14 protein-coding genes are annotated in these 18,622 nt (G+C 56.6%); 10 read left to right on the top strand and 4 right to left on the bottom strand.

Annotation, left to right across the window (positions count from 1 at the left end):
* Positions 1-69 precede the first annotated feature (69 nt).
* Together HMPREF1628_RS03260 and HMPREF1628_RS03255 are read left to right on the top strand one after the other, a co-directional pair.
* Positions 70-1,059 (top strand): TerC family protein, encoded by a 990-nt coding sequence (locus HMPREF1628_RS03260; RefSeq protein WP_034507784.1) that lies wholly within the window; start codon positions 70-72, stop codon positions 1,057-1,059.
* Positions 1,060-1,117: 58 nt separating this feature from the next.
* On the top strand, positions 1,118-3,514 hold the full coding sequence (locus HMPREF1628_RS03255; RefSeq protein ID WP_052038828.1) for a cation-translocating P-type ATPase: 2,397 nt from the start codon (positions 1,118-1,120) through the stop codon (positions 3,512-3,514).
* Positions 3,515-3,535: 21 nt separating this feature from the next.
* Here the strand turns inward: HMPREF1628_RS03255 and HMPREF1628_RS03250 are convergent, their stop codons facing one another.
* Positions 3,536-4,516, bottom strand: a complete 981-nt coding sequence (locus tag HMPREF1628_RS03250) for a bile acid:sodium symporter family protein (RefSeq protein ID WP_034507926.1) — start codon at positions 4,514-4,516, stop codon at positions 3,536-3,538.
* Positions 4,517-4,562: 46 nt separating this feature from the next.
* Here HMPREF1628_RS03250 and HMPREF1628_RS03245 point away from each other — a divergent pair, with 46 nt between their 5' ends.
* Entirely contained in the window at positions 4,563-5,348 is a 786-nt protein-coding gene (locus tag HMPREF1628_RS03245; protein ID WP_034507781.1) for an alpha/beta fold hydrolase, read from the top strand.
* A gap of 76 nt (positions 5,349-5,424) precedes the next feature.
* Here HMPREF1628_RS03245 and HMPREF1628_RS03240 read toward each other — a convergent pair whose 3' ends face one another.
* A complete protein-coding gene (locus tag HMPREF1628_RS03240; protein ID WP_052038826.1) occupies positions 5,425-5,754 on the bottom strand; it encodes a YciI family protein in 330 nt (109 codons plus the stop codon).
* Between the two features lie 169 nt (positions 5,755-5,923).
* Here HMPREF1628_RS03240 and uvrA point away from each other — a divergent pair, with 169 nt between their 5' ends.
* Positions 5,924-8,761 (top strand): excinuclease ABC subunit UvrA, encoded by a 2,838-nt coding sequence (uvrA, locus tag HMPREF1628_RS03235; protein ID WP_034507778.1) that lies wholly within the window; start codon positions 5,924-5,926, stop codon positions 8,759-8,761.
* A gap of 74 nt (positions 8,762-8,835) precedes the next feature.
* On the opposite strand, the gene HMPREF1628_RS03230 is transcribed toward uvrA, so the two are convergent.
* Both HMPREF1628_RS03230 and HMPREF1628_RS03225 read right to left on the bottom strand, forming a co-directional pair.
* Complete coding sequence (locus tag HMPREF1628_RS03230; RefSeq protein WP_034507776.1) at positions 8,836-9,519, bottom strand: SDR family oxidoreductase; 684 nt, start codon at positions 9,517-9,519, stop codon at positions 8,836-8,838.
* A gap of 34 nt (positions 9,520-9,553) precedes the next feature.
* Entirely contained in the window at positions 9,554-11,362 is a 1,809-nt protein-coding gene (locus tag HMPREF1628_RS03225; protein WP_034507773.1) for an AMP-dependent synthetase/ligase, read from the bottom strand.
* Positions 11,363-11,542: 180 nt separating this feature from the next.
* Between HMPREF1628_RS03225 and HMPREF1628_RS03220 the strand changes: the two genes are divergently transcribed.
* The 6 genes from HMPREF1628_RS03220 (at position 11,543) to gap (ending at position 18,533) form a co-directional block, all read left to right on the top strand.
* Entirely contained in the window at positions 11,543-12,073 is a 531-nt protein-coding gene (locus tag HMPREF1628_RS03220; protein WP_232219367.1) for a methylated-DNA--[protein]-cysteine S-methyltransferase, read from the top strand.
* A gap of 194 nt (positions 12,074-12,267) precedes the next feature.
* Positions 12,268-14,316, top strand: coding sequence for an excinuclease ABC subunit UvrC (gene uvrC, locus HMPREF1628_RS03215; RefSeq protein ID WP_034507771.1), 2,049 nt, complete (start codon positions 12,268-12,270; stop codon positions 14,314-14,316).
* On the top strand, positions 14,313-15,269 hold the full coding sequence (gene rapZ, locus HMPREF1628_RS03210; protein ID WP_034507768.1) for an RNase adapter RapZ: 957 nt from the start codon (positions 14,313-14,315) through the stop codon (positions 15,267-15,269). The genes uvrC and rapZ overlap by 4 nt, the downstream gene beginning before the upstream one ends.
* A gap of 2 nt (positions 15,270-15,271) precedes the next feature.
* Positions 15,272-16,282, top strand: coding sequence for a gluconeogenesis factor YvcK family protein (locus HMPREF1628_RS03205; RefSeq protein ID WP_034507765.1), 1,011 nt, complete (start codon positions 15,272-15,274; stop codon positions 16,280-16,282).
* Positions 16,283-16,299: 17 nt separating this feature from the next.
* A complete protein-coding gene (gene whiA / locus HMPREF1628_RS03200; protein WP_034507763.1) occupies positions 16,300-17,280 on the top strand; it encodes a DNA-binding protein WhiA in 981 nt (326 codons plus the stop codon).
* 248 nt (positions 17,281-17,528) lie between these two features.
* Positions 17,529-18,533 (top strand): type I glyceraldehyde-3-phosphate dehydrogenase, encoded by a 1,005-nt coding sequence (gap, locus tag HMPREF1628_RS03195; protein WP_034507917.1) that lies wholly within the window; start codon positions 17,529-17,531, stop codon positions 18,531-18,533.
* The last annotated feature ends 89 nt before the right edge of the window (positions 18,534-18,622 follow it).

Raw genomic sequence — 18,622 nt, 5'->3', positions numbered from 1 at the left:
TGTTGTGGCCACTAAGGTGGTGGAGAAGACCTTCGGATAAGCCCTGTTTGGACTACCGAAAGTTTTCAATTGCACGTTCATGCTCTTGGCTGGATCATGCTGGCCATTATTATCCTTGCCCTGATTATCGTCGATATTGTCGGGCACGTCCGCACCCCGCATGAGCCCACACTTAAAGAAGCGGCGGTCTGGTCGGTTGCCTACGTCCTTCTTGGCGTAGTTTTTGGGTTTGTAGTCTGGTTCTTCTGGGATTTGCAGTATGCCGGCGAGTATTGGGCCGGTTACATCACTGAAAAGTCGCTGTCTTTGGACAACCTGTTCGTGTTTGTGCTGATCATTTCGGCATTTCGAGTGCCGCGCAAGTATCAGCAAAAGGTCCTGCTTTACGGCATTGTGATGGCACTGGTCTTGCGCCTGGTATTCATATTGATCGGCGCTGCGATCATCGAAAAGTTTGCGTGGATCTTCTACATCTTTGGTATTTGGTTGTTGTACACGGCCTACTCGCAGGTGCGCGAAGGAGTCCAGGGGGACGAGGAAGAGGACGAGTACAAGGAGCCTGGATTCGTGCGTTTGGTGCGCAAGGTGTTCCCAGTTACCGATGGGTTCCTTTCGGATAAGATGCTTCACCGCCACGCGGGACGCACTTATCTGACGCCGATGCTTCTGGTCATCATTGCTCTTGGGTCTACGGACATCATGTTCGCGTTCGACTCGATTCCCGCTATCTTTGGTCTTACTAAAGAGCCGTACCTAGTTTTCGCAGCGAACGCATTCTCGCTACTAGGATTGCGTCAGCTGTACTTCTTGATCGATGGCCTGCTTGAGCGTCTGGTTTACCTGCACTTTGGTCTCGCTGCGATTTTGGGATTCATTGGCGTGAAGCTGGTTTTGCACGCTCTGCACGAGAACAATCTGCCGTTCATCAACTCGGGTATGCCGTTTAACGTGCCAGAGATCGGTATTCCCGCCTCGCTCGGATTTATTGGCGGCACCCTGCTAATAACGGTGGTGGCATCTATGTTGAAGACGCGTGCGGATAATCGTGCGGACTCTTAACTCGCACCCTAAAACCAATGTCGAGGCAATAATCAGGGTTCGCCATTAGGATTTAACCGTGAGTGAAACAGGCGCGACCAAAGACCGCTACTTGGGCCATGTGGGAGTTAGTGCGCAAGATGTTGCCCGGGCTAAGCAACTAGGCAAAACCAACTGGGTTGAGAACACTACTTCCCGGTCCATCAAGGTCATCATTCGGTCTAACCTTTTTACGCTGTTCAACGCGATTTTAACAACGGCCGTAGTGGTCGTGTTACTGGTTGGCAACTGGCGTGACGCGGTGTTTGGCATTGTGATGGTAACCAACGCGGTGATTGGAATTTACTCCGAGATCCGCGCAAAGTACGTGCTGGATAGTTTAGCGATCTTGGAGTCCCCGAGGTCGTGGGTGATCCGCGATGGTGCGCGGGTACAGGTGCCATCGGCCGAGCTGATTTTGGGTGACCTGGTGCTACTGAGCTCCGGTGATCAGGTGCCAACTGACGGTACGGTTTTGGAAAGCTACGGCTTGCGTGTGGATGAGTCAATGCTGACGGGAGAGTCGGTGCCCGTACGTAAGCGCGATGGTGATTCAGTACTTTCAGGTACAGCTGTGGTTGCGGGCGAGGGTTTGTTTGAGACCGCGAAGGTAGGTGAGGATTCCTACGCGAATCGGCTCACTAAAGAGGCTAAGCAGTTCAAGAAGGTTAAGTCTGAGATCGGGCAGAGCATCAACACGATTTTGAAGTGGATTTCGTGGGTGATCCTTCCGGTTGTGCTACTGCTGGTGGCCTCGCAGTTGCGTTCCGACGAGGGTACTACCTGGCAACACGCGGTGGTGCTCGCCGTTGCGGGTGTGGTGGGCATGATCCCGCAAGGATTGGTACTGCTCACGTCTCTTAACTTTGCGCTTGCCGGGGCGGGTTTGGCAAAGCGTAACGTCCTGATTCAAGAACTTGGTGCGGTTGAGGTTTTAGCCCGCGTGGATCGGCTTTGCCTCGATAAGACTGGGACGATCACTACGGGAGAAATCGCGCCGCAGCAGGTGATTTGTCTGGATGAGTCGATAGAAGAGGACGCCCAAAGCGCTCTTGCGGCAATGGTTGCGGGCGGGGAGAACCAGACCGCGAAAGCCACTATGGCCGGCCTCAGCGGTGTTGAACCGGCGAAGCTACTGCAGGATGTCCCGTTTGATTCGTCACGCAAATGGTCGGCGGCAGTCACCGACTCGGGTTCTTGGTATTTTGGTGCGCCCGATATTGTGGCAAGCCACGCGGTGAATGCGGCTCAGACTTTAGAGCAGGTTTCGACCTTCGCAAAGCAGGGTGCCCGCGTTGTTTGCCTAGCCCATTCCCCTTTGGATCATATTGATGAGGATAATCCCAGCCTGCCTAAGCGGTTGCAGGCTGTTTTGATCGTAGTTCTGGCAGAGCAGATTAGAGGGGATGCTGCGGACACAATCTCTTATTTCTTACGCCAAGGTGTTCAGATCAAGGTGATTTCGGGTGACAATCCCAGCACGGTAGCTGCGATTGCTAACCGCGTGGGTGTAAGACGCGGCGAGCCGGTTAAGGTCTTGGACGCGCGCGATTTGCCGCAGGCCGAGGAGGACTTTGTCGAGGCAGTCAACGAGTTTGACGTGTTTGGACGCGTGACTCCAGAAACTAAACGCAAGATGGTAAAAGCATTGCAATCACGTGGACATACGGTTGCGATGACGGGTGACGGGGTGAACGATGTCCTCGCGTTAAAGGATGCGGACCTCGGCATTGCGATGGGTTCAGGAACGCCCGCAACGAGAGCAGTAGCAAAGCTTGTCCTCGTGGACGGTAAATTCTCGAAGTTGCCTCGCGTTGTCGCTGAAGGTCGCCGCATCATTGCGAACATGGAGCGTGTCTCTGCCCTGTTCCTCACCAAAACGGCGATGTCGGCCTTGCTCGCGGTACTGGTTGCGATTTTTGCATGGCGGTACCCGTTCTTACCTCGTCACTTAACTATCATTTCGAGTTTAACAATAGGCATTCCCGCGTTCTTCCTGTCATTAACGCCGAATTACCGCAGGTATCGGCCCGGCTTCCTGGAGCGCACGCTTCATATCGCGATACCCTCGGGCATAGTTTTGGCAGTTACAGCGCTGGTAGCGCAGAGGTTCTATGCAGCGCAGTCACTAGAGGTTGGGTCTACTGTAGCCACGTTGGCCGTGCTCATGGCAGCGCTCTACTTGCTGTCTGTGATGTCCCGTCCGATAGTTGCGTACAGAGCGGTTATCCTGTTCGCAATGCTTGGCGCAGGTGTGGCAATAGTACTTATTGAACCGGTGCGTACGTTCTTTGCCCTCACATGGCCCACGCCAACCCAGTGGTTGGGTGTCCTGGTGTTAGCGGCGGTGTGCTCATTCTTGATTGAGTTGGTATTTCGGAACTACTCACGCAAATTCGGCGATCTTACGCGCATTGTCGGCGACATAGACGAGTAATAAGCGAGCCGTGTTCGCACGTTACCAGGTGTTCTCGCCCGTCTGCTCGGTGCTTGCAGCCAGGCGCTTCGCAATTACCGCGGCGGCCATGAGCTGGAGCTGGTGGAAGACGATGACGGGAACGGTCACGGCCGCCACAATGTGGGGCGGAAAGATGATTGCAGCCATGGGCAGGCCGGTTGCCAGGGATTTTTTCGATCCGCACATGAGCAGGGCGATGTTATCGCCGCGGTTCATCTTGAGCAGGTGACCAGCCTTCCATGAGGCCGTCATCATGATGGCCAGCAAAATGCCAGATGCAATGACGAGGCCAATGGCATCACCCCAGGTGAGCGTGCTCCACAGGCCTCGAGCTGTGGCGCCGGCGACGGAGGAGGCAACGACGATGAGGATGGTGCCACGGTCAACGGTTTTTGTGAGCCACTTGTTGGCTCGTACAACGCCGCCGAGTTTGGGTTGAAGTAGCTGCCCGATGATGAATGGGATGAGTAGTTTGACGAGGACATCTACGATTGATCCCCAGCCAACCCCGGTGGATGCGCCCATGATGATCATGACGAGGAGGGGAGTGATTGCCATGCCGAGGATGTTGGAGATAGTTGCGGCACAGACGGCACCGGCTACGTTGCCTCCGGCGATGGAGGTAAACGAGATTGAGCTTTGCACGGTTGAGGGCAGGAGCGTTAGATAAAGCAGGCCAAGGGCAAAGGTGGCGCCAAGCCAGGGCCGAAATAGGGGTTCGGTTAAAGCTCCTAGAATCGGGAAGACAAGGAAGGTGGAGGCAAGCACACTGGCTTGTAGCTTCAGGTTCTTTAGGCCTTCAATGATCTCACTAGTACGGAGCCGCATGCCGTAGACGAGGAATAGGATCATGACGGCTACGGTGCCCATAATGGTGAGGACATCAATCCATTGCGCGGGAATCGGAACGAGGATGCCGATAACCAGGATGGCAAGGATGCTGACGATAAACGGATCAATGTAGCGCAGTAAGACCTTCACGCAATGATGGTACGCCATTGGACCGCATTCGCAGTATCGTGGGAATATGACGACACTTAGCTATGACGTTTCTGGACCGGCCGACGCGCCGGTCATTTTCCTCGGATCTTCACTGGGATCAGACCGCAACATGTGGAATGAGGTTGTGCCCGGCCTTGGCGAGTACCGTGTGGTTCGCTTCGATTTCCCCGGCCATGGCCGCTCTCAAGTACCGCAGATTCAGGGGGAGTTGACTCCCGCAATACTGGGGGATTGGATCCTGGAGGTTGCAGACGAGCTCCACTTGGATGGCTTCCACATTGCGGGACTTTCGCTAGGCGGCATGATGTCGCTTTGGATGGCGATTAATCATCCCCAGCGGATCCAGAGCGTGATCATGATGTGCTCTGGCCCGGTCCTGCTACCTTCTAACGCTTGGACAGAGCGTGCTGGCGTGGTTCGCGAGCAGGGGACGAAGGCTCTGGTGGAGGCTACGCTCCAGCGCTGGTTCACATCCTCGTTCTACGAGGAGAATGGGCCGGGCGTGCAGCGAACCCGGAAGACCTTCTTGGATTGCGCCGATGAGGGGTATGCCCAGTGTTGTGAGGTAATTGCGAATATGGATAATCGCTCTGGCCTTGGTGGGTTGGAACAGCCGATTACGGTTGTGCGCGCAGAGTTTGATGGGACGCTACCAAAGGACGCCGCGCTTGATCTGGTTGCTTCGCTCCGTGGGGGAGGTAACGAGCAGGTGAACTTGGCCTGCGTTGAGGGCGCGGCTCATCTGGCGGCTGTAGAACAGCCCGAGCAGGTATTGCAATCCGTCCTCGCGCATTTGAATAAGTACGCCTAACGCGCGGCTACAAGGCCTTAGGACAATAAGAAGTGCGGGGTGCGGTGACAACCAACCCCGCACTTCACGTTGGTCTCTACGGATTTGAGATGGGGAAGTCTGAGACGTTAGAGAAGCGTTCAGCCAGATCACCAATGGTTGGCTTCCACTCTCGAACGATGATGTTAGTTACGAGGCCGTGCTCAAAGAACGGGTCTTTTTCGAGAAGGTCGCGAGCCTCTTGGGCGGTTTCAGTACGCATGATTAGAAGTGCGCCTGCGTGGCTGGCCTCGCGTAGGTGGCCAGAGGTGAATAGCTTGCCCTGCCTGTGCAACTTGCGAAGGTATTCGCGGTGCGCAGCGCGCCAGTTGTCGATCAGAGCGAGGAGTTGCGGCTCATATTCATAAATTACGGCGTATGTGTGCATGGCTACATTATCTCTCGTTGTCGAGACTTTTTCAGCTGGACAAGCCGCAAATGTCACATTTTTGAATGATGGAAGCGGGAGCGCGCCCGCCGGAGGTGTAAGCAGTCGGTTAGTTTTGCTGTAATCGAACAAATGTGCGCTTTTAGTCTGGGGTATTTAGGGTAGAGGTGTGAATGATTCGCTAATTGTCCGCGGTGCGCGCCAGCATAATTTGAAAAGTGTTTACCTAGATCTGCCCAGGGGCTCGATGATCGTTTTTACGGGCTTGTCAGGTTCGGGTAAGTCATCGCTGGCTTTCGACACGATTTTCGCGGAGGGCCAGCGCCGCTATGTGGAGTCGCTGTCTTCGTACGCGCGCCAGTTTCTGGGCCAGATGGATAAGCCGGACGTAGATTTCATTGAGGGCCTGTCTCCCGCGGTTTCGATTGATCAGAAGTCAACGTCGCGCAACCCGCGTTCAACGGTTGGTACGATCACGGAGATTCACGACTATTTGCGTCTGTTGTACGCCCGAGCGGGTGTGCAACATTGCCCACAGTGTATGGCTGAGATTACAGCCCAAACTCCGCAGCAGATCGTGGACTCGGTATTGGAGCTTCCCGAGCGCACGCGGTTTCTGGTCCTCGCTCCGCTGGTTAGGGGACGGAAGGGCGAATATCAGGATCTGTTTGATGAGATGCGCCAAAAAGGCTTTGCGCGCGTTCGCGTAGATGGTGAGCAGCTTCGCCTTGATCAAGATATCCAGCTGGATAAGAATCTGAAGCACACCATCGACGTTGTAGTGGACCGTCTGGTGATTAAAGATGGGCTCCGCCAGCGCCTCACGGATTCGGTTGAGACCGCCCTGGAGCTGGCAAACGGCATCGTGGTGATCGAGCGAATCGATTTGAACGATGACGACCCGCACCGCTCGCGCCGTTATTCAGAGGCCCGGGCGTGCCCGAATGGTCACCCGTTGATGCTCGAGGAGATTGAGCCACGCACCTTCTCATTTAACGCTCCTTACGGTGCGTGCCCGGAGTGCTCTGGTATTGGTTCGAAGCTGGAAGTAGATCCGGATCTGCTGGTGCCAGATGAGGACGTTTCGCTAAAAGATGGCGCGATTGCCGTCTGGACGGCTAACAACAAGTACCACGCGAACCTGCTGAAAGCCTTGGCTAAGCAACTCGATTTTTCGATGACTACGCCGTGGAAGGATTTGCCGAAGAAGATCCAAAAGGCGGTTTTATACGGCAATGACTACGAGGTGCACGTTCGGTACAAGAACCGGTGGGGAAGACAGCGTTCTTACACAACTGGGTTTGAAGGCGCAGTTAACTACATTGAGCGCAAGCGTTCAGAAACGGAGTCAGAGAACCAGCTGGAGCGCCTGGATTCATTTATGAGGGAGGTGCCCTGCCCGGTTTGTGAAGGGGCACGTCTTAAGCCTGAGGTTCTGGCTGTCACGATTGGTGATCTTTCGATCGCTGCGCTTTCAAATCTGTCGATCTTGGAAGCTCGCGACTTCTTGAAGAATGTACACCTACAGGGCAGGGCTAAGCAGATTGCAGCCCCGGTGCTGACCGAGATTTTGGTGCGCCTAAACTTCTTGGTGGATGTGGGTCTGAACTATTTGACGCTCTCACGCTCGGCGGGCACGCTCTCGGGTGGTGAGGCGCAGCGCATCAGGCTGGCCACGCAGATCGGCTCGGGCCTGGTAGGCGTACTGTACGTGCTTGATGAGCCCTCCATTGGCTTGCACCAGCGCGACAATAGGCGCCTTATTGACACGTTGATTCGCCTGCGCGACCTCGGAAATACTCTGATTGTTGTCGAGCATGATGAAGAAACAATGGAGGCCGCTGATTGGATTGTTGATATCGGGCCAGGCGCCGGCGAGTACGGTGGCCAGATCGTTCACTCTGGCACTTTGAAGGAACTGAAGGCGAACAAGAAGTCAATTACGGGAGACTATCTTTCGGGGCGTAAGTCGATCGCTACGCCGAAAGAACGACGCGCTGTTGATCCGCAACGCATGTTGACGGTGCGAGGAGCGGTGGAGAACAACCTCCAAAACCTGACGGTTGATTTTCCTCTCGGGCTTTTTGTGGCGGTAACGGGCGTTTCGGGCTCGGGTAAGTCCACTTTGGTCAATACGATTTTGTACCGTTCCCTAGCCTCGAAACTGAACCGCGCTCAGATTGTGCCGGGCCGTCACCGCACTATTTCGGGTGTGGAGGAGCTCGATAAGGTCGTGCACGTAGATCAATCGCCAATTGGGCGAACGCCGCGTTCAAACCCGGCCACGTACACGGGCGTCTGGGATCACGTGCGGACGCTCTTTGCGGAGACGCAGGAGTCGAAGGTGCGTGGCTACAAGCCGGGCCGCTTCTCTTTTAACGTTAAGGGAGGGCGCTGTGAGTCCTGTAAGGGCGATGGCACCATCAAGATTGAGATGAACTTCCTTCCCGACGTATACGTGCCCTGCGAGGTTTGCGGAGGTAAACGCTATAACCGCGAGACTTTGGAAATCGAATACAAGGGCAAGAACGTTTCAGACATTTTGGACATGCCCATTTCAGAGGGAGCGAAGTTTTTTGAGCATATCCCGCGAATAGCGCGGCATTTGAACACGCTAGTTGAGGTAGGTCTGGGGTACGTGCGCCTGGGCCAGTCCGCAACCACACTCTCGGGCGGCGAGGCGCAGCGCGTTAAGTTGGCTGCGGAGCTGCAGAAGCGTTCGCGTGGCCGCACGGTGTACGTCTTGGATGAGCCCACCACGGGTCTTCACAGCGAGGACATCCGCAAGCTACTACTGGTATTGCAGGGCCTGGTTGATAAAGGCAATACGGTGATTGTCATTGAGCACAATCTGGACGTGATTAAGTCTGCTGATTGGGTTATCGATATGGGGCCCGAGGGAGGCTCTGGTGGCGGCAAGGTGATTGCACAGGGAACCCCGGAGCAGGTCTCTGAGGTTAAAGGTTCTTTCACCGGCCAGTATTTGGCGAAGATCCTCGCAAAGTAGCGTTTCTCTTCGCCAAATACCGCGTCTTCTGGTCTGATACCGCTTTGCCCAGCGATGCCAGCAATCGGTGGTGCTTAGATTTGGTGAACCGGTCGCACAGAGATGACTTCAACTGTGGCGTCCTCTGTTGCTTCGAGGGCTAGGCGCACGGCTTTTGCAATCGACTCGGGGCGCACGTGATCGCCCGGATTGTAGTCACGGCCGGCCTGCTCTTGAATCTCCACCTGCATGTCGGTATCTACCCGGCCCGGATGCACAGAACTGACGCGCACTATGCCGCGCTCTTCTTCGCGGAGCGCGTCCGTCATGGCTCGAAGCGCGAATTTGGAGGCGGAGTACAGGCCGCCACCCGCCTTCGAATTGAAGCCGGAGCCAGAGTTGATGGCAACCACCTGGCCGCGCGCTCTGCGTAGCGCGGGAAGCAGGTGCTTGACTAGGCTCGCCTGGGCTATCACGTTCACGTTTAGGATTGTTTCCCAGTCTTCACGCGTAGCTTCGGCAATAGTCTTACCCATGGATATGCCGGCGCTCAGCACCAGTGCATCGAGCTTGTCGATCTTGGCGCATGCTTCGCGCACGGCCTCCTCATCGGTAATATCAACCACCCAGGGTTGTGCCGATTCGAGGGTGGAAGCGACGCTCCCGGCGGCGTCGCCACGTCCTCCCACAAGAACATGCCAATCCTTGGATAGGTCTTCACAAATGGCGCGGCCAATCCCACGGCTTCCACCGGTTACAAGTACGGTTTTTCTACTCATATCTCCAGCCTAGAGGATCGTCCGCGGCCGGGCTCTACTTGGCATAGAGAGCTTCGATCTCATCGGCGAAGTCTCGCGCGACGTCGGCTCGCTTCAGTTTCATAGAGGGCGTTAGGTAGCCGTTATCAACGGTGAACTCCGCGTTAATGATGCGGAACTTACGGATCGATTCTGCTTTCGAGACGGACTTGTTAGCCCGAGCGATTGCTTTATCTAGGGACGCGATGACGCGCGGATGCTGGGCAGCCTGCGTGACATCCATGTTTTCAAGACCGTGGTTGGCCAGCCAGGTAGCAAGCATTTCGCGGTCAAGGGTGATGAGCGCGCCGATGAAGGGCTTTTGATCGCCAACCACGATCACGTGGGAGACGAGCGGGTGAGTAACCAATGATTCCTCGAGGCCCGCAGGCGCTACGTTTTTGCCGCCTGCGGTGACGATGATGTCTTTCTTGCGGCCCGTGATGTAGAGGTTTCCGCGCCGGTCGATGTGGCCGATGTCGCCGGTGTGGAACCAGCCGTCCTCGTCGAATGCTTCGGCGCTGGCTTCTGGGTTATTCATGTAACCGGGGGTGATGGAGACACCTTTGACGAGGATCTCGCCTTCGTCGTTAAGCGTGATGGTATTGCCGAGCAGAACTTGGCCGACGGATCCCATGATCGGGTTGCGTGGGTCGGACAAGCTGATCGGGCCGGTGCTTTCGGATAGGCCCCACCCTTCGTAGACTGTAAGGCCCATGCCGCGGAAGAAGTGTCCGAGTGTGGGGGACAGGGGCGCTCCACCGGAGACCACGTACTTTATGTTAGGGCCCAGCAGGCGGCGGATCTTGCTGAGCACAATCCGGTCTGCCCACGTTCGTTTGCGACGTTGCGCAACGGTTGGACCAAATGTAGTTTCCATCGCTTTGGAGTAGTCGATTGCGGCCTGAGCTGCCCAACGGAACAGTTTGCGTTTGGTTCCCTTGCCGGCCTTAGCTTCGGCGGCGTTGTAGATCTTCTCGAGTACTCGCGGCACGAGAAGCAGCAGTGAAGGCTGGAAGCTTTCGATGTCGGCGAGCAGATTCTTAGTGTCCGGGGAGTGACTGAACACGCCGCGCCCAGAAAGTACTGCAAGCTGAACAAAGCGGGCCAAAACATGGGCAAGGGGAAGGAATAGCAGGAAGCGCGTCTGAGTGGAGTAAAGAATGTGTGGAACCACTTGCGCGATGGCTTTGGTGGTGCCCACGAAGTTTCGGTGGGTGAGGATTACGCCCTTGGGAACGCCCGTGGTGCCGGAGGTGTAGATGACCGTTGCAATGGAATCTACGTCGACTTCTGCCTGCACTGCGTGTAGCGTGTCCTCGTTAATGGAGGTGGCTGCCTCCAGGATGGTTCGGACAGCGCCGGATTCGAACGTCATGATTCGTCCAACGGTTGGCGTGTTTGCGTGTTCGATTAGTTGAGCGCGCGCATGGGTATCACAGATAGCGATGCGCACGTTGGAGTCCTTGCAGATCCATTCGATTTGGCTTACCGAGTCGGACTCGTAGATGGGAACCACGATCACGCCAATGGAGAGGGCTGCGAGGTCGATAAGGGTCCATTCCGGCCTCGTGGATGACATGATTGCTAGCGTATCGCCCTGTTTTAGCCCTAGGCCCAGCAGGCCGCGAGCTATATCGTCAATTTCTGCGACGAAGCGTTTTGCTGATACCGCGTACCATCCGCCTACTTCGCGACGGCGTTCCATGACAACTTCGTTTGGTCGGCGTCTTGCGCGTTCACGCAGCGCGGTGAGGATCGTTTCGTTTTGGTCGATTGTGTATTCCGCCTTTGTGGTGCGGGATTGCGTCATTAGGCGAGTCATCGGCGCTCCTTTGGAAACTTTTGGTTTCGTTAATGATTCCAATAGGTTTTGTAGGCGTCGAATACACAATTGTATGTTTAAGAAACCATATGACGGCCGGCGTGTTTGCTTGCGTCGGTAATCCGTTTGGCACATGCTGATGAGTTTTCATTTGGAGGCGGGAGGGGAACCGGAGTGGTTTTGCGACACACTTTGACGGTAACTCCCGTTGGTGAGCTGAGCCTGGTTGCGCAGGGCGAATTTTTGGTGGGCGTGTATTTCCCGGATCATCATCCGGCGCCGGGCGTGCAGGATGTGGGTGTATGGGTGTCACCGGCAGATAGTGTGCTGAGCGCGGCTGCGGATCAGATACACGAGTATTTGGCAGGGGAGCGGCTGGAGTTTTCTGTGCCGCTCCGGTTACCGGATTCGGGTTTTTACACGGAAGTTTGGCGATGCTTGCAAAGGATCCCTTACGGCGCTGTTTCGACTTATAAGGAAGTTGCGCAGGCCGTGGGGAGGCCGCGCTCGTATCGGGCGGTGGGCACAGCTGTGGGACATAATCCGTTGTCGATTGTTGTGCCGTGTCACCGGGTAATCGCGTCGGATGGCACGCTGTCGGGTTACGCGGGTGGCGTGGAGCGCAAACGCAAGCTTTTGCAGCTGGAGTACCGCGTGGCTCGCGTCCGAGGGCTGGACACGCAAGAGCCGGACTTGTTTTCGGGTATGTAGAAGAAGGCTATCCGCAGGTTTCTGACCTTTGAACCCTATTTGGATCGTTAACTGATGAGGTATCGGTTTTATCAATAATTGATGCAGTTACCGCGTCCAAACCTCCAGATCATGTCGGGAAACCTGTCGAAAGCTTCAGATAGTAGCGCTCATGTGCACTCGCCCCCAGTGTTTAAAGTTCGTAGAATCGAGGCGTGGCTGACCCCGTAACTTATCGTCCGAAGACGTCTGAGATCCCAACTGAACCTGGGGTGTATCGTTTTCGTGATGCTGAGGGGCGCGTCATTTACGTGGGCAAAGCCAAGAACTTGCGCAACCGCCTCACCAATTATTTTCAGGACCCAGCGGGCCTGCATCCGCGCACCCAGCAAATGGTGTTCTCTGCAGCATCAGTGCAGTGGACCGTTGTCGCCACAGAGGTTGAAGCCCTCACCCTCGAATACTCGTGGATCAAGCAGTACGACCCTCGCTTCAACGTCATGTACCGCGACGACAAATCCTACCCCTACCTCGCAGTATCGATGGGGGAGGAGGTCCCCCGCATGCAGATCATGCGAGGAGCCCGGCGTAAAAACACGCGCTACTTTGGGCCCTACTCGCAAGTGTGGGCCATCCGCGAAACCGTTGACCAGCTCCAACGAGTGTTTCCCATTCGCACCTGCTCCAAGGGTGTTTACCGCCGCGCAGAACGCGCCGGAAGGCCTTGCCTACTCGGCTACATCGAACGATGCAGCGCACCCTGCGTAGGAAAAATCTCCCAACAAGACCACTACGAACTAGCCGAACAACTATGCCAATTCATGTCCGGCAAAGTGGGCCCCTACATCCGCGACCTCAAAACCCAAATGAAGCAAGCCGCCGCGGAGCTCGACTTCGAGCGCGCCGCGCGTCTACGTGATTCTCTGGCCGCACTTGAAAAAGTCCTCGAACAAAACGCTGTTGTACTCGGCGACGGCACAGACTCAGACGTATTCGCCCAAGTTGTTGACGAACTCGAAGCCGCAGTCCAAGTGTTCCACGTGCGCGGAGGCCGTATCCGCGGCGTGCGTGGTTGGGTAGTAGACCGCCCGGACAACACCAGCGAAGCCGAACTCATGCAGCGCCTGCTCCAACAAGTTTACGCCGAAGCTACCCGCGAAGACGTGCACGAACGCGTTGCCGCAGTCTCCGTTGACGATGTGGAACATGCCCCAACGTCCGCTGTTCCACGTGAAGTACTCGTATCAGTCCTTCCCACCGACGCCGATGCCGTTGCCGCGTGGCTGACCCAGATTCGTGGCGCCAACGTAGACCTACGTATTCCTCAACGCGGTGAGAAGCGCGCCCTCATGGACACCGTTCAAGCTAACGCCGAGCACGCCCTGCGCCTACACAAGACCAAACGCGCTGGCGACCTCACGCAGCGTAGCCAAGCCCTCGAAGAACTGCGCGACTACCTTGACCTCTCGTCCGCACCGCTACGCATCGAATGCTACGACGTGTCCCACACGATGGGCACAAACCAGGTGGCGTCTATGGTCGTGTTTGAAGACGGAGCACCCCGCAAAACCGACTACCGTCATTTCACTATCCGAGGTGAGGACGGTGAAGGCGTACTGGACGACACAGCTGCCATGCGTGAAACCCTAACTCGCCGCTTTAAGAGGCTCTTGGCCGAGGAAGCGGGGGAGTCCGGCTACGACGAGGACGGCATCGAACTCGCCTCCGGCCCGGTAGATCCACAAACCGGCCTTCCTCGCAGATTTTCCTACCGGCCCGACCTGGTGGTGGTTGATGGGGGCCTGCCACAAGTAAACGCTGCCTCGGCAACGCTAGAAGAACTCGGCATTACCGTACCCGTAGTGGGGCTAGCAAAACGTCTGGAGGAAGTATGGATTCCCGGTGACGACTTCCCGGTCATTTTGCCACGCACCTCACCCGGCCTGTATCTGCTTCAACATTTGCGGGATGAATCGCACCGTTTCGCTATCACCCACCACCGTCAAAGGCGTTCTAAAGCGATGAGACGATCGGTGCTTGATCAAGTGCCCGGCCTTGGCGCCACCCGACAGGCTGAACTACTGAAGAAGTTCAAATCCGTAAAGAAGATTCGCGAGGCTAGTGTGGAAGAACTCCAAACGACTCCAGGTGTGGGGCCCATGTTGGCACAAACCATTGTTGACTTCTTCCACGCCCAGGCGAACGAGCCCGGTAACAAAGAAAGCGAGACGAGCGGCCAAAAGGCTGGCAAACTAGACACATGAGTGAAGACACGAAGTCGGTGACCGAGAACAACCCGCCAACTGTGCCCGCGGGCATCCCGCTACTTGATGAAATGGCGCGGCTTCCTAAAGCGAGCGAACCCGAGCTGATCATCATCTCTGGAATGTCTGGAGCTGGACGTACGCGCGCGTCAATGGCATTGGAAGACCTGGACTGGTACGTGGTAGACAACCTTCCGCCGACGCTTCTGCCGGCGTTGGCCGGCATGATGACCGTGGACGGCTCGGGCGTGCACCGCCTGGGCGCAGTGGTAGACGTTCGCAGCCGCGAGTTCTTTCACGACCTCCAGGACGTCCTCGCCAAACTCAATGAAGACGCGGTTACTTACAGGATTATTTTCCTCGAGGCAGACGAGACCACGCTTGTGCGCCGCTACGAGTCTAACCGGCGTCCGCACCCTCTCCAGGGCGACGGGCGAATCCTCGACGGGATTCGTAAAGAGAAACAGATGCTCGCTCCGCTTCGCGCCCGCGCGGATGAGATCATCGACACCTCAAAAATGTCGGTACATGACCTCACCCGGCACATGCGGGACATCGTTGCAGGTGAAGCAGACAAGCAATTAAAACTCACCGTCATGTCTTTCGGCTTTAAATATGGCCTGCCGCTTGACGCCGACCACGTGTTGGACGTGCGTTTCTTGGCGAACCCCTACTGGGTTAGCGAACTTCGCCACCTAACTGGCCGCGATGAGCCGGTTGCGAAGTACGTGCTGGAGCAACCCGGAGCTCGCGATTTTGCTATTAATTACGCGAAACTGCTTGCGCCCATGATCCGCGGTTATGTGAATGAACTAAAACCCTTCACCACTATCGCGGTAGGATGCACCGGTGGTAAACACAGGTCGGTTGCCATGACTGAACTGATCGCGGCCACGCTGCGTGATGAAGGCTTCCCTGTTCGAGTGCTTCACAGGGACTTGGGTAGGGAGTAACCATGGCAGGTCTACTGGATGCAAACGGCTGGCCGCGCAGGGGAGAGGCCGGCACGCGTGTGGTTGCTTTTGGCGGCGGCCACGGTCTTTCTGCAACCCTGCGGGCCCTCAAACACATAACGCACCAGCTCACGGCAGTGGTAACCGTTGCTGATGACGGTGGTTCCTCGGGTCGGCTACGCGAGGAAATGGACGTGCTACCTCCGGGAGACCTGCGGATGGCGCTCGCTTCGCTGTGTGATGACTCCGAATGGGGCCTAACGTGGCGTGACGTGATGCAACACCGTTTCAACACTGATGGGCCGTTGAATGACCACGCCCTCGGAAATCTTCTGATCGTATCCCTGTGGCAACTTTTGGATGACCAGGTCGACGGCCTGGACTGGATTGCTCGGTTGCTGGGCGCTCATGGCCGCGTTCTGCCAATGGCACAAACCCCACTAGAGATCGAAGCCGACGTGGAGGGCCCCGATGGCATAACACGGGTAGTGCGAGGTCAATGCGCCGTAGCCACTGCCGAAGGGCAAACCCGCGCGGTCCGTCTAAATCCTGCTGACCCACCGGTTGCCCCCGAAGTTCTAGATGCGATTGCCGAGGCCGAGTGGGTAGTGCTGGGCCCAGGCTCGTGGTACACGTCCGTGCTCCCGCACCTGCTGGTGCCAAAACTGCACGATGCGCTCGTTTCAACGAAGGCACGGCGAGCCCTCGTGTTGAACCTCGCGGAACAAGAGGGCGAAACAGAAATGCTCTCTGCTGGTGATCACGTTCGCGTTCTGGCTCAGCATGCGCCTGATTTTGCGCTTGATGTGGTGATTGCCCAGCCCTCTACGGTTGACGATATTGAGGACTTGGAGAACGCTGCTCGCGAGGTAGGCGCTAGACTACTGCTTCGACAGGTGTCGATCGGTGGAGCTCAGCCCTTGCACGACCCGTTGCGTCTGGCGGCAGCGCTACGCGACGCATTTGATGGCTTCTTGGGTGAAGTGGGACGGCGCGAGGCCTGGCTCGCTTAGATTGTGGAGAAAATTTGATGTCGCTGACGCTCGCTCTGAAAGAGGAACTGGTTAAGAAACCCGTTGCCACCCCATCTGAAATGGTGGCGGAGGTAGGCTCAATGCTCCGTTTCGCAGGTGGTTTGCACCTGGTTTCAGGCCGCGTGATTATTGAGGCCGAAGTTGATCTGCCGGCCACGGCTGCCCGCCTGCGCACGTTCATGGCGAAGCTGTTTAAGGTGAACTCTTCGGTGGTTATCGTCTCTGGGGGAGCGCTAAAGAAGGGAGACCGCTACGTTGTGCGCGTGGTGGAACGCGCCGATCACCTGGCTCGCATGACGGGACTAATTGATGCGCAGGGCCGTCCGGTGCGAGGTCTTCCCACCCGGATCGTTGCTTCGGGCGACGCCGAGGCCATCGCGGCGTGGCGCGGGGCGTTCCTAGCGCGTGGCTCACTGATGGAGCCCGGCCGGTCCTCTGCAATGGAAATCACTGCTCCCGGTCCGGAGGCCGCGCTTGCAATGGCTGGTTTTGCGCGCCGAATGGGTGCCCAGGCGAAGGTGCGTGAGATTCGCAGTGCGCAGCGGGTTGTGGTGCGCGAAGCTGATGGGATCGCCTCGATTCTGCAGGCCCTGGAAACTCCTGAGACCCTGCAGGTGTGGCAGGCGCGCCGCAAGCGCCGCGTCGCCCGAGGCAGTGCTAACCGATTGGCTAACTTTGACGACGCTAATCTACGCCGGTCCGCGCGGGCCGCAGTAGTTGCAAGCGCGCGGGTAAAGCGTGCGTTCGACATCTTGGGAGACGAAGTTCCCGAGCACCTGCGTGAGGCAGGTGAACTTCGCGTTAGTCACCCTCAAGCCTCGCTTGAAGAACTCGGCAAGCTCGCTAACCCGCAACTGACGAAGGATGCGATTGCGGGGCGTATTCGCCGCCTTCTTGCCATGGCTGATAAGCGCGCCCACGAGGACGGGCTTCCCGACACTGAGGCAAGTCTCAGCGCCGATTTACTCGAAGGTTAAAGAAAATAGCGGGTTGATAGCTAGCACCGACGCCATATTTGCTTAGCTTTTACCTCTAAAAACCTTTCCAAAACCTGGAATTTTCCTAGTAATAACGTAAATGCCGCCTTCGAGCATGCTAAATCTATCGAAACGGTGTAAATTTAGAAGTGCTGGAACCGCAGAAAACTGCGGACTGCGTGCCCGCGTTTCTGGGCATTCAGTTTCATCAGACGAAAATGCGCCGTAGCGCATTACAGGAGGACATTGTGACTTTCCGCGTCGGTATTAACGGCTTTGGTCGTATTGGCCGTAACTTCTTCCGTGCAGCTCGTGAGCAGGGTGCGGACTTTGAGATTGTTGCCGTCAACGACCTAACTGACAACGAGACCCTCGCACACTTGCTCGAGTGGGATTCCATTCTTGGCAAGCTTGACGCAGACGTAACCTACGATGACGAGTCCATCACCGTTGGTGGCCACCGCATCGCAGCTTTCGCTGAGCGCGACCCCGCCAACATTCCGTGGGGCGACCTCGGTGTTGACATCGTGATTGAGTCCACGGGCTTCTTCACGGATGCAACCAAGGCGAAGGCACACATCGATGGTGGTGCTAAGAAGGTCATCATCTCCGCACCGGCTAAGAATGAAGACGCTACCTTCGTTGTTGGTGTAAACCACACCGACTACGATCCGGCTAAGCACAACATCATTTCGAACGCATCGTGCACCACTAACTGCCTCGCCCCGATGGCTAAGGTCCTTGACGAGGCCTTCGGCATCGAGCGCGGCCTTATGACCACGATCCACGCTTACACTGGCGACCAGCGCATCCACGACGCTCCGCACAAGGATCTTCGCCGTGCACGCGCCGCTGCGGTCAACATTGTTCCGACCACCACCGGTGCTGCTCGCGCTGTTGCTCTCGTGCTCCCGCAGCTCAAGGGCAAGCTGGACGGCTACGCACTTCGTGTTCCGGTAATCACCGGTTCGGTCACCGACCTTACCTTCACCACGAAGTCCGAGGTTTCGATCGAGTCCGTCAACGCCGCCATGAAGGCAGCTGCTGAGGGCCCGCTCAAGGGTGTCCTGGCATACTCCGATGGCTACCTCGTTTCGACCGACATCGTAACCGACCTGCACTCGTCGATTTTCGACGCGCCGCTAACCAAGGTTATTGGCGACCAGGTGAAGGTTGTTTCCTGGTACGACAACGAGTGGGGCTACTCGAACCGCCTCGTAGACCTGACCAAGTACGTTGGTGAGCGTCTCTAATTAGGAGTCGAGCGTAAAAGTTGGACGCCCGCACATGCTGACGCGTGCGCGGGCGTCTTCTTTAGGCCCGAACTATTGAACTTCGAGAG

This window comes from Actinomyces sp. S4-C9 (assembly GCF_000758775.1).
Lineage (GTDB): Bacteria > Actinomycetota > Actinomycetes > Actinomycetales > Actinomycetaceae > Gleimia > Gleimia europaea.
Note: the sequence above shows the minus strand (reverse complement) of the source record. Positions and strands in the feature narration are given on the sequence as shown.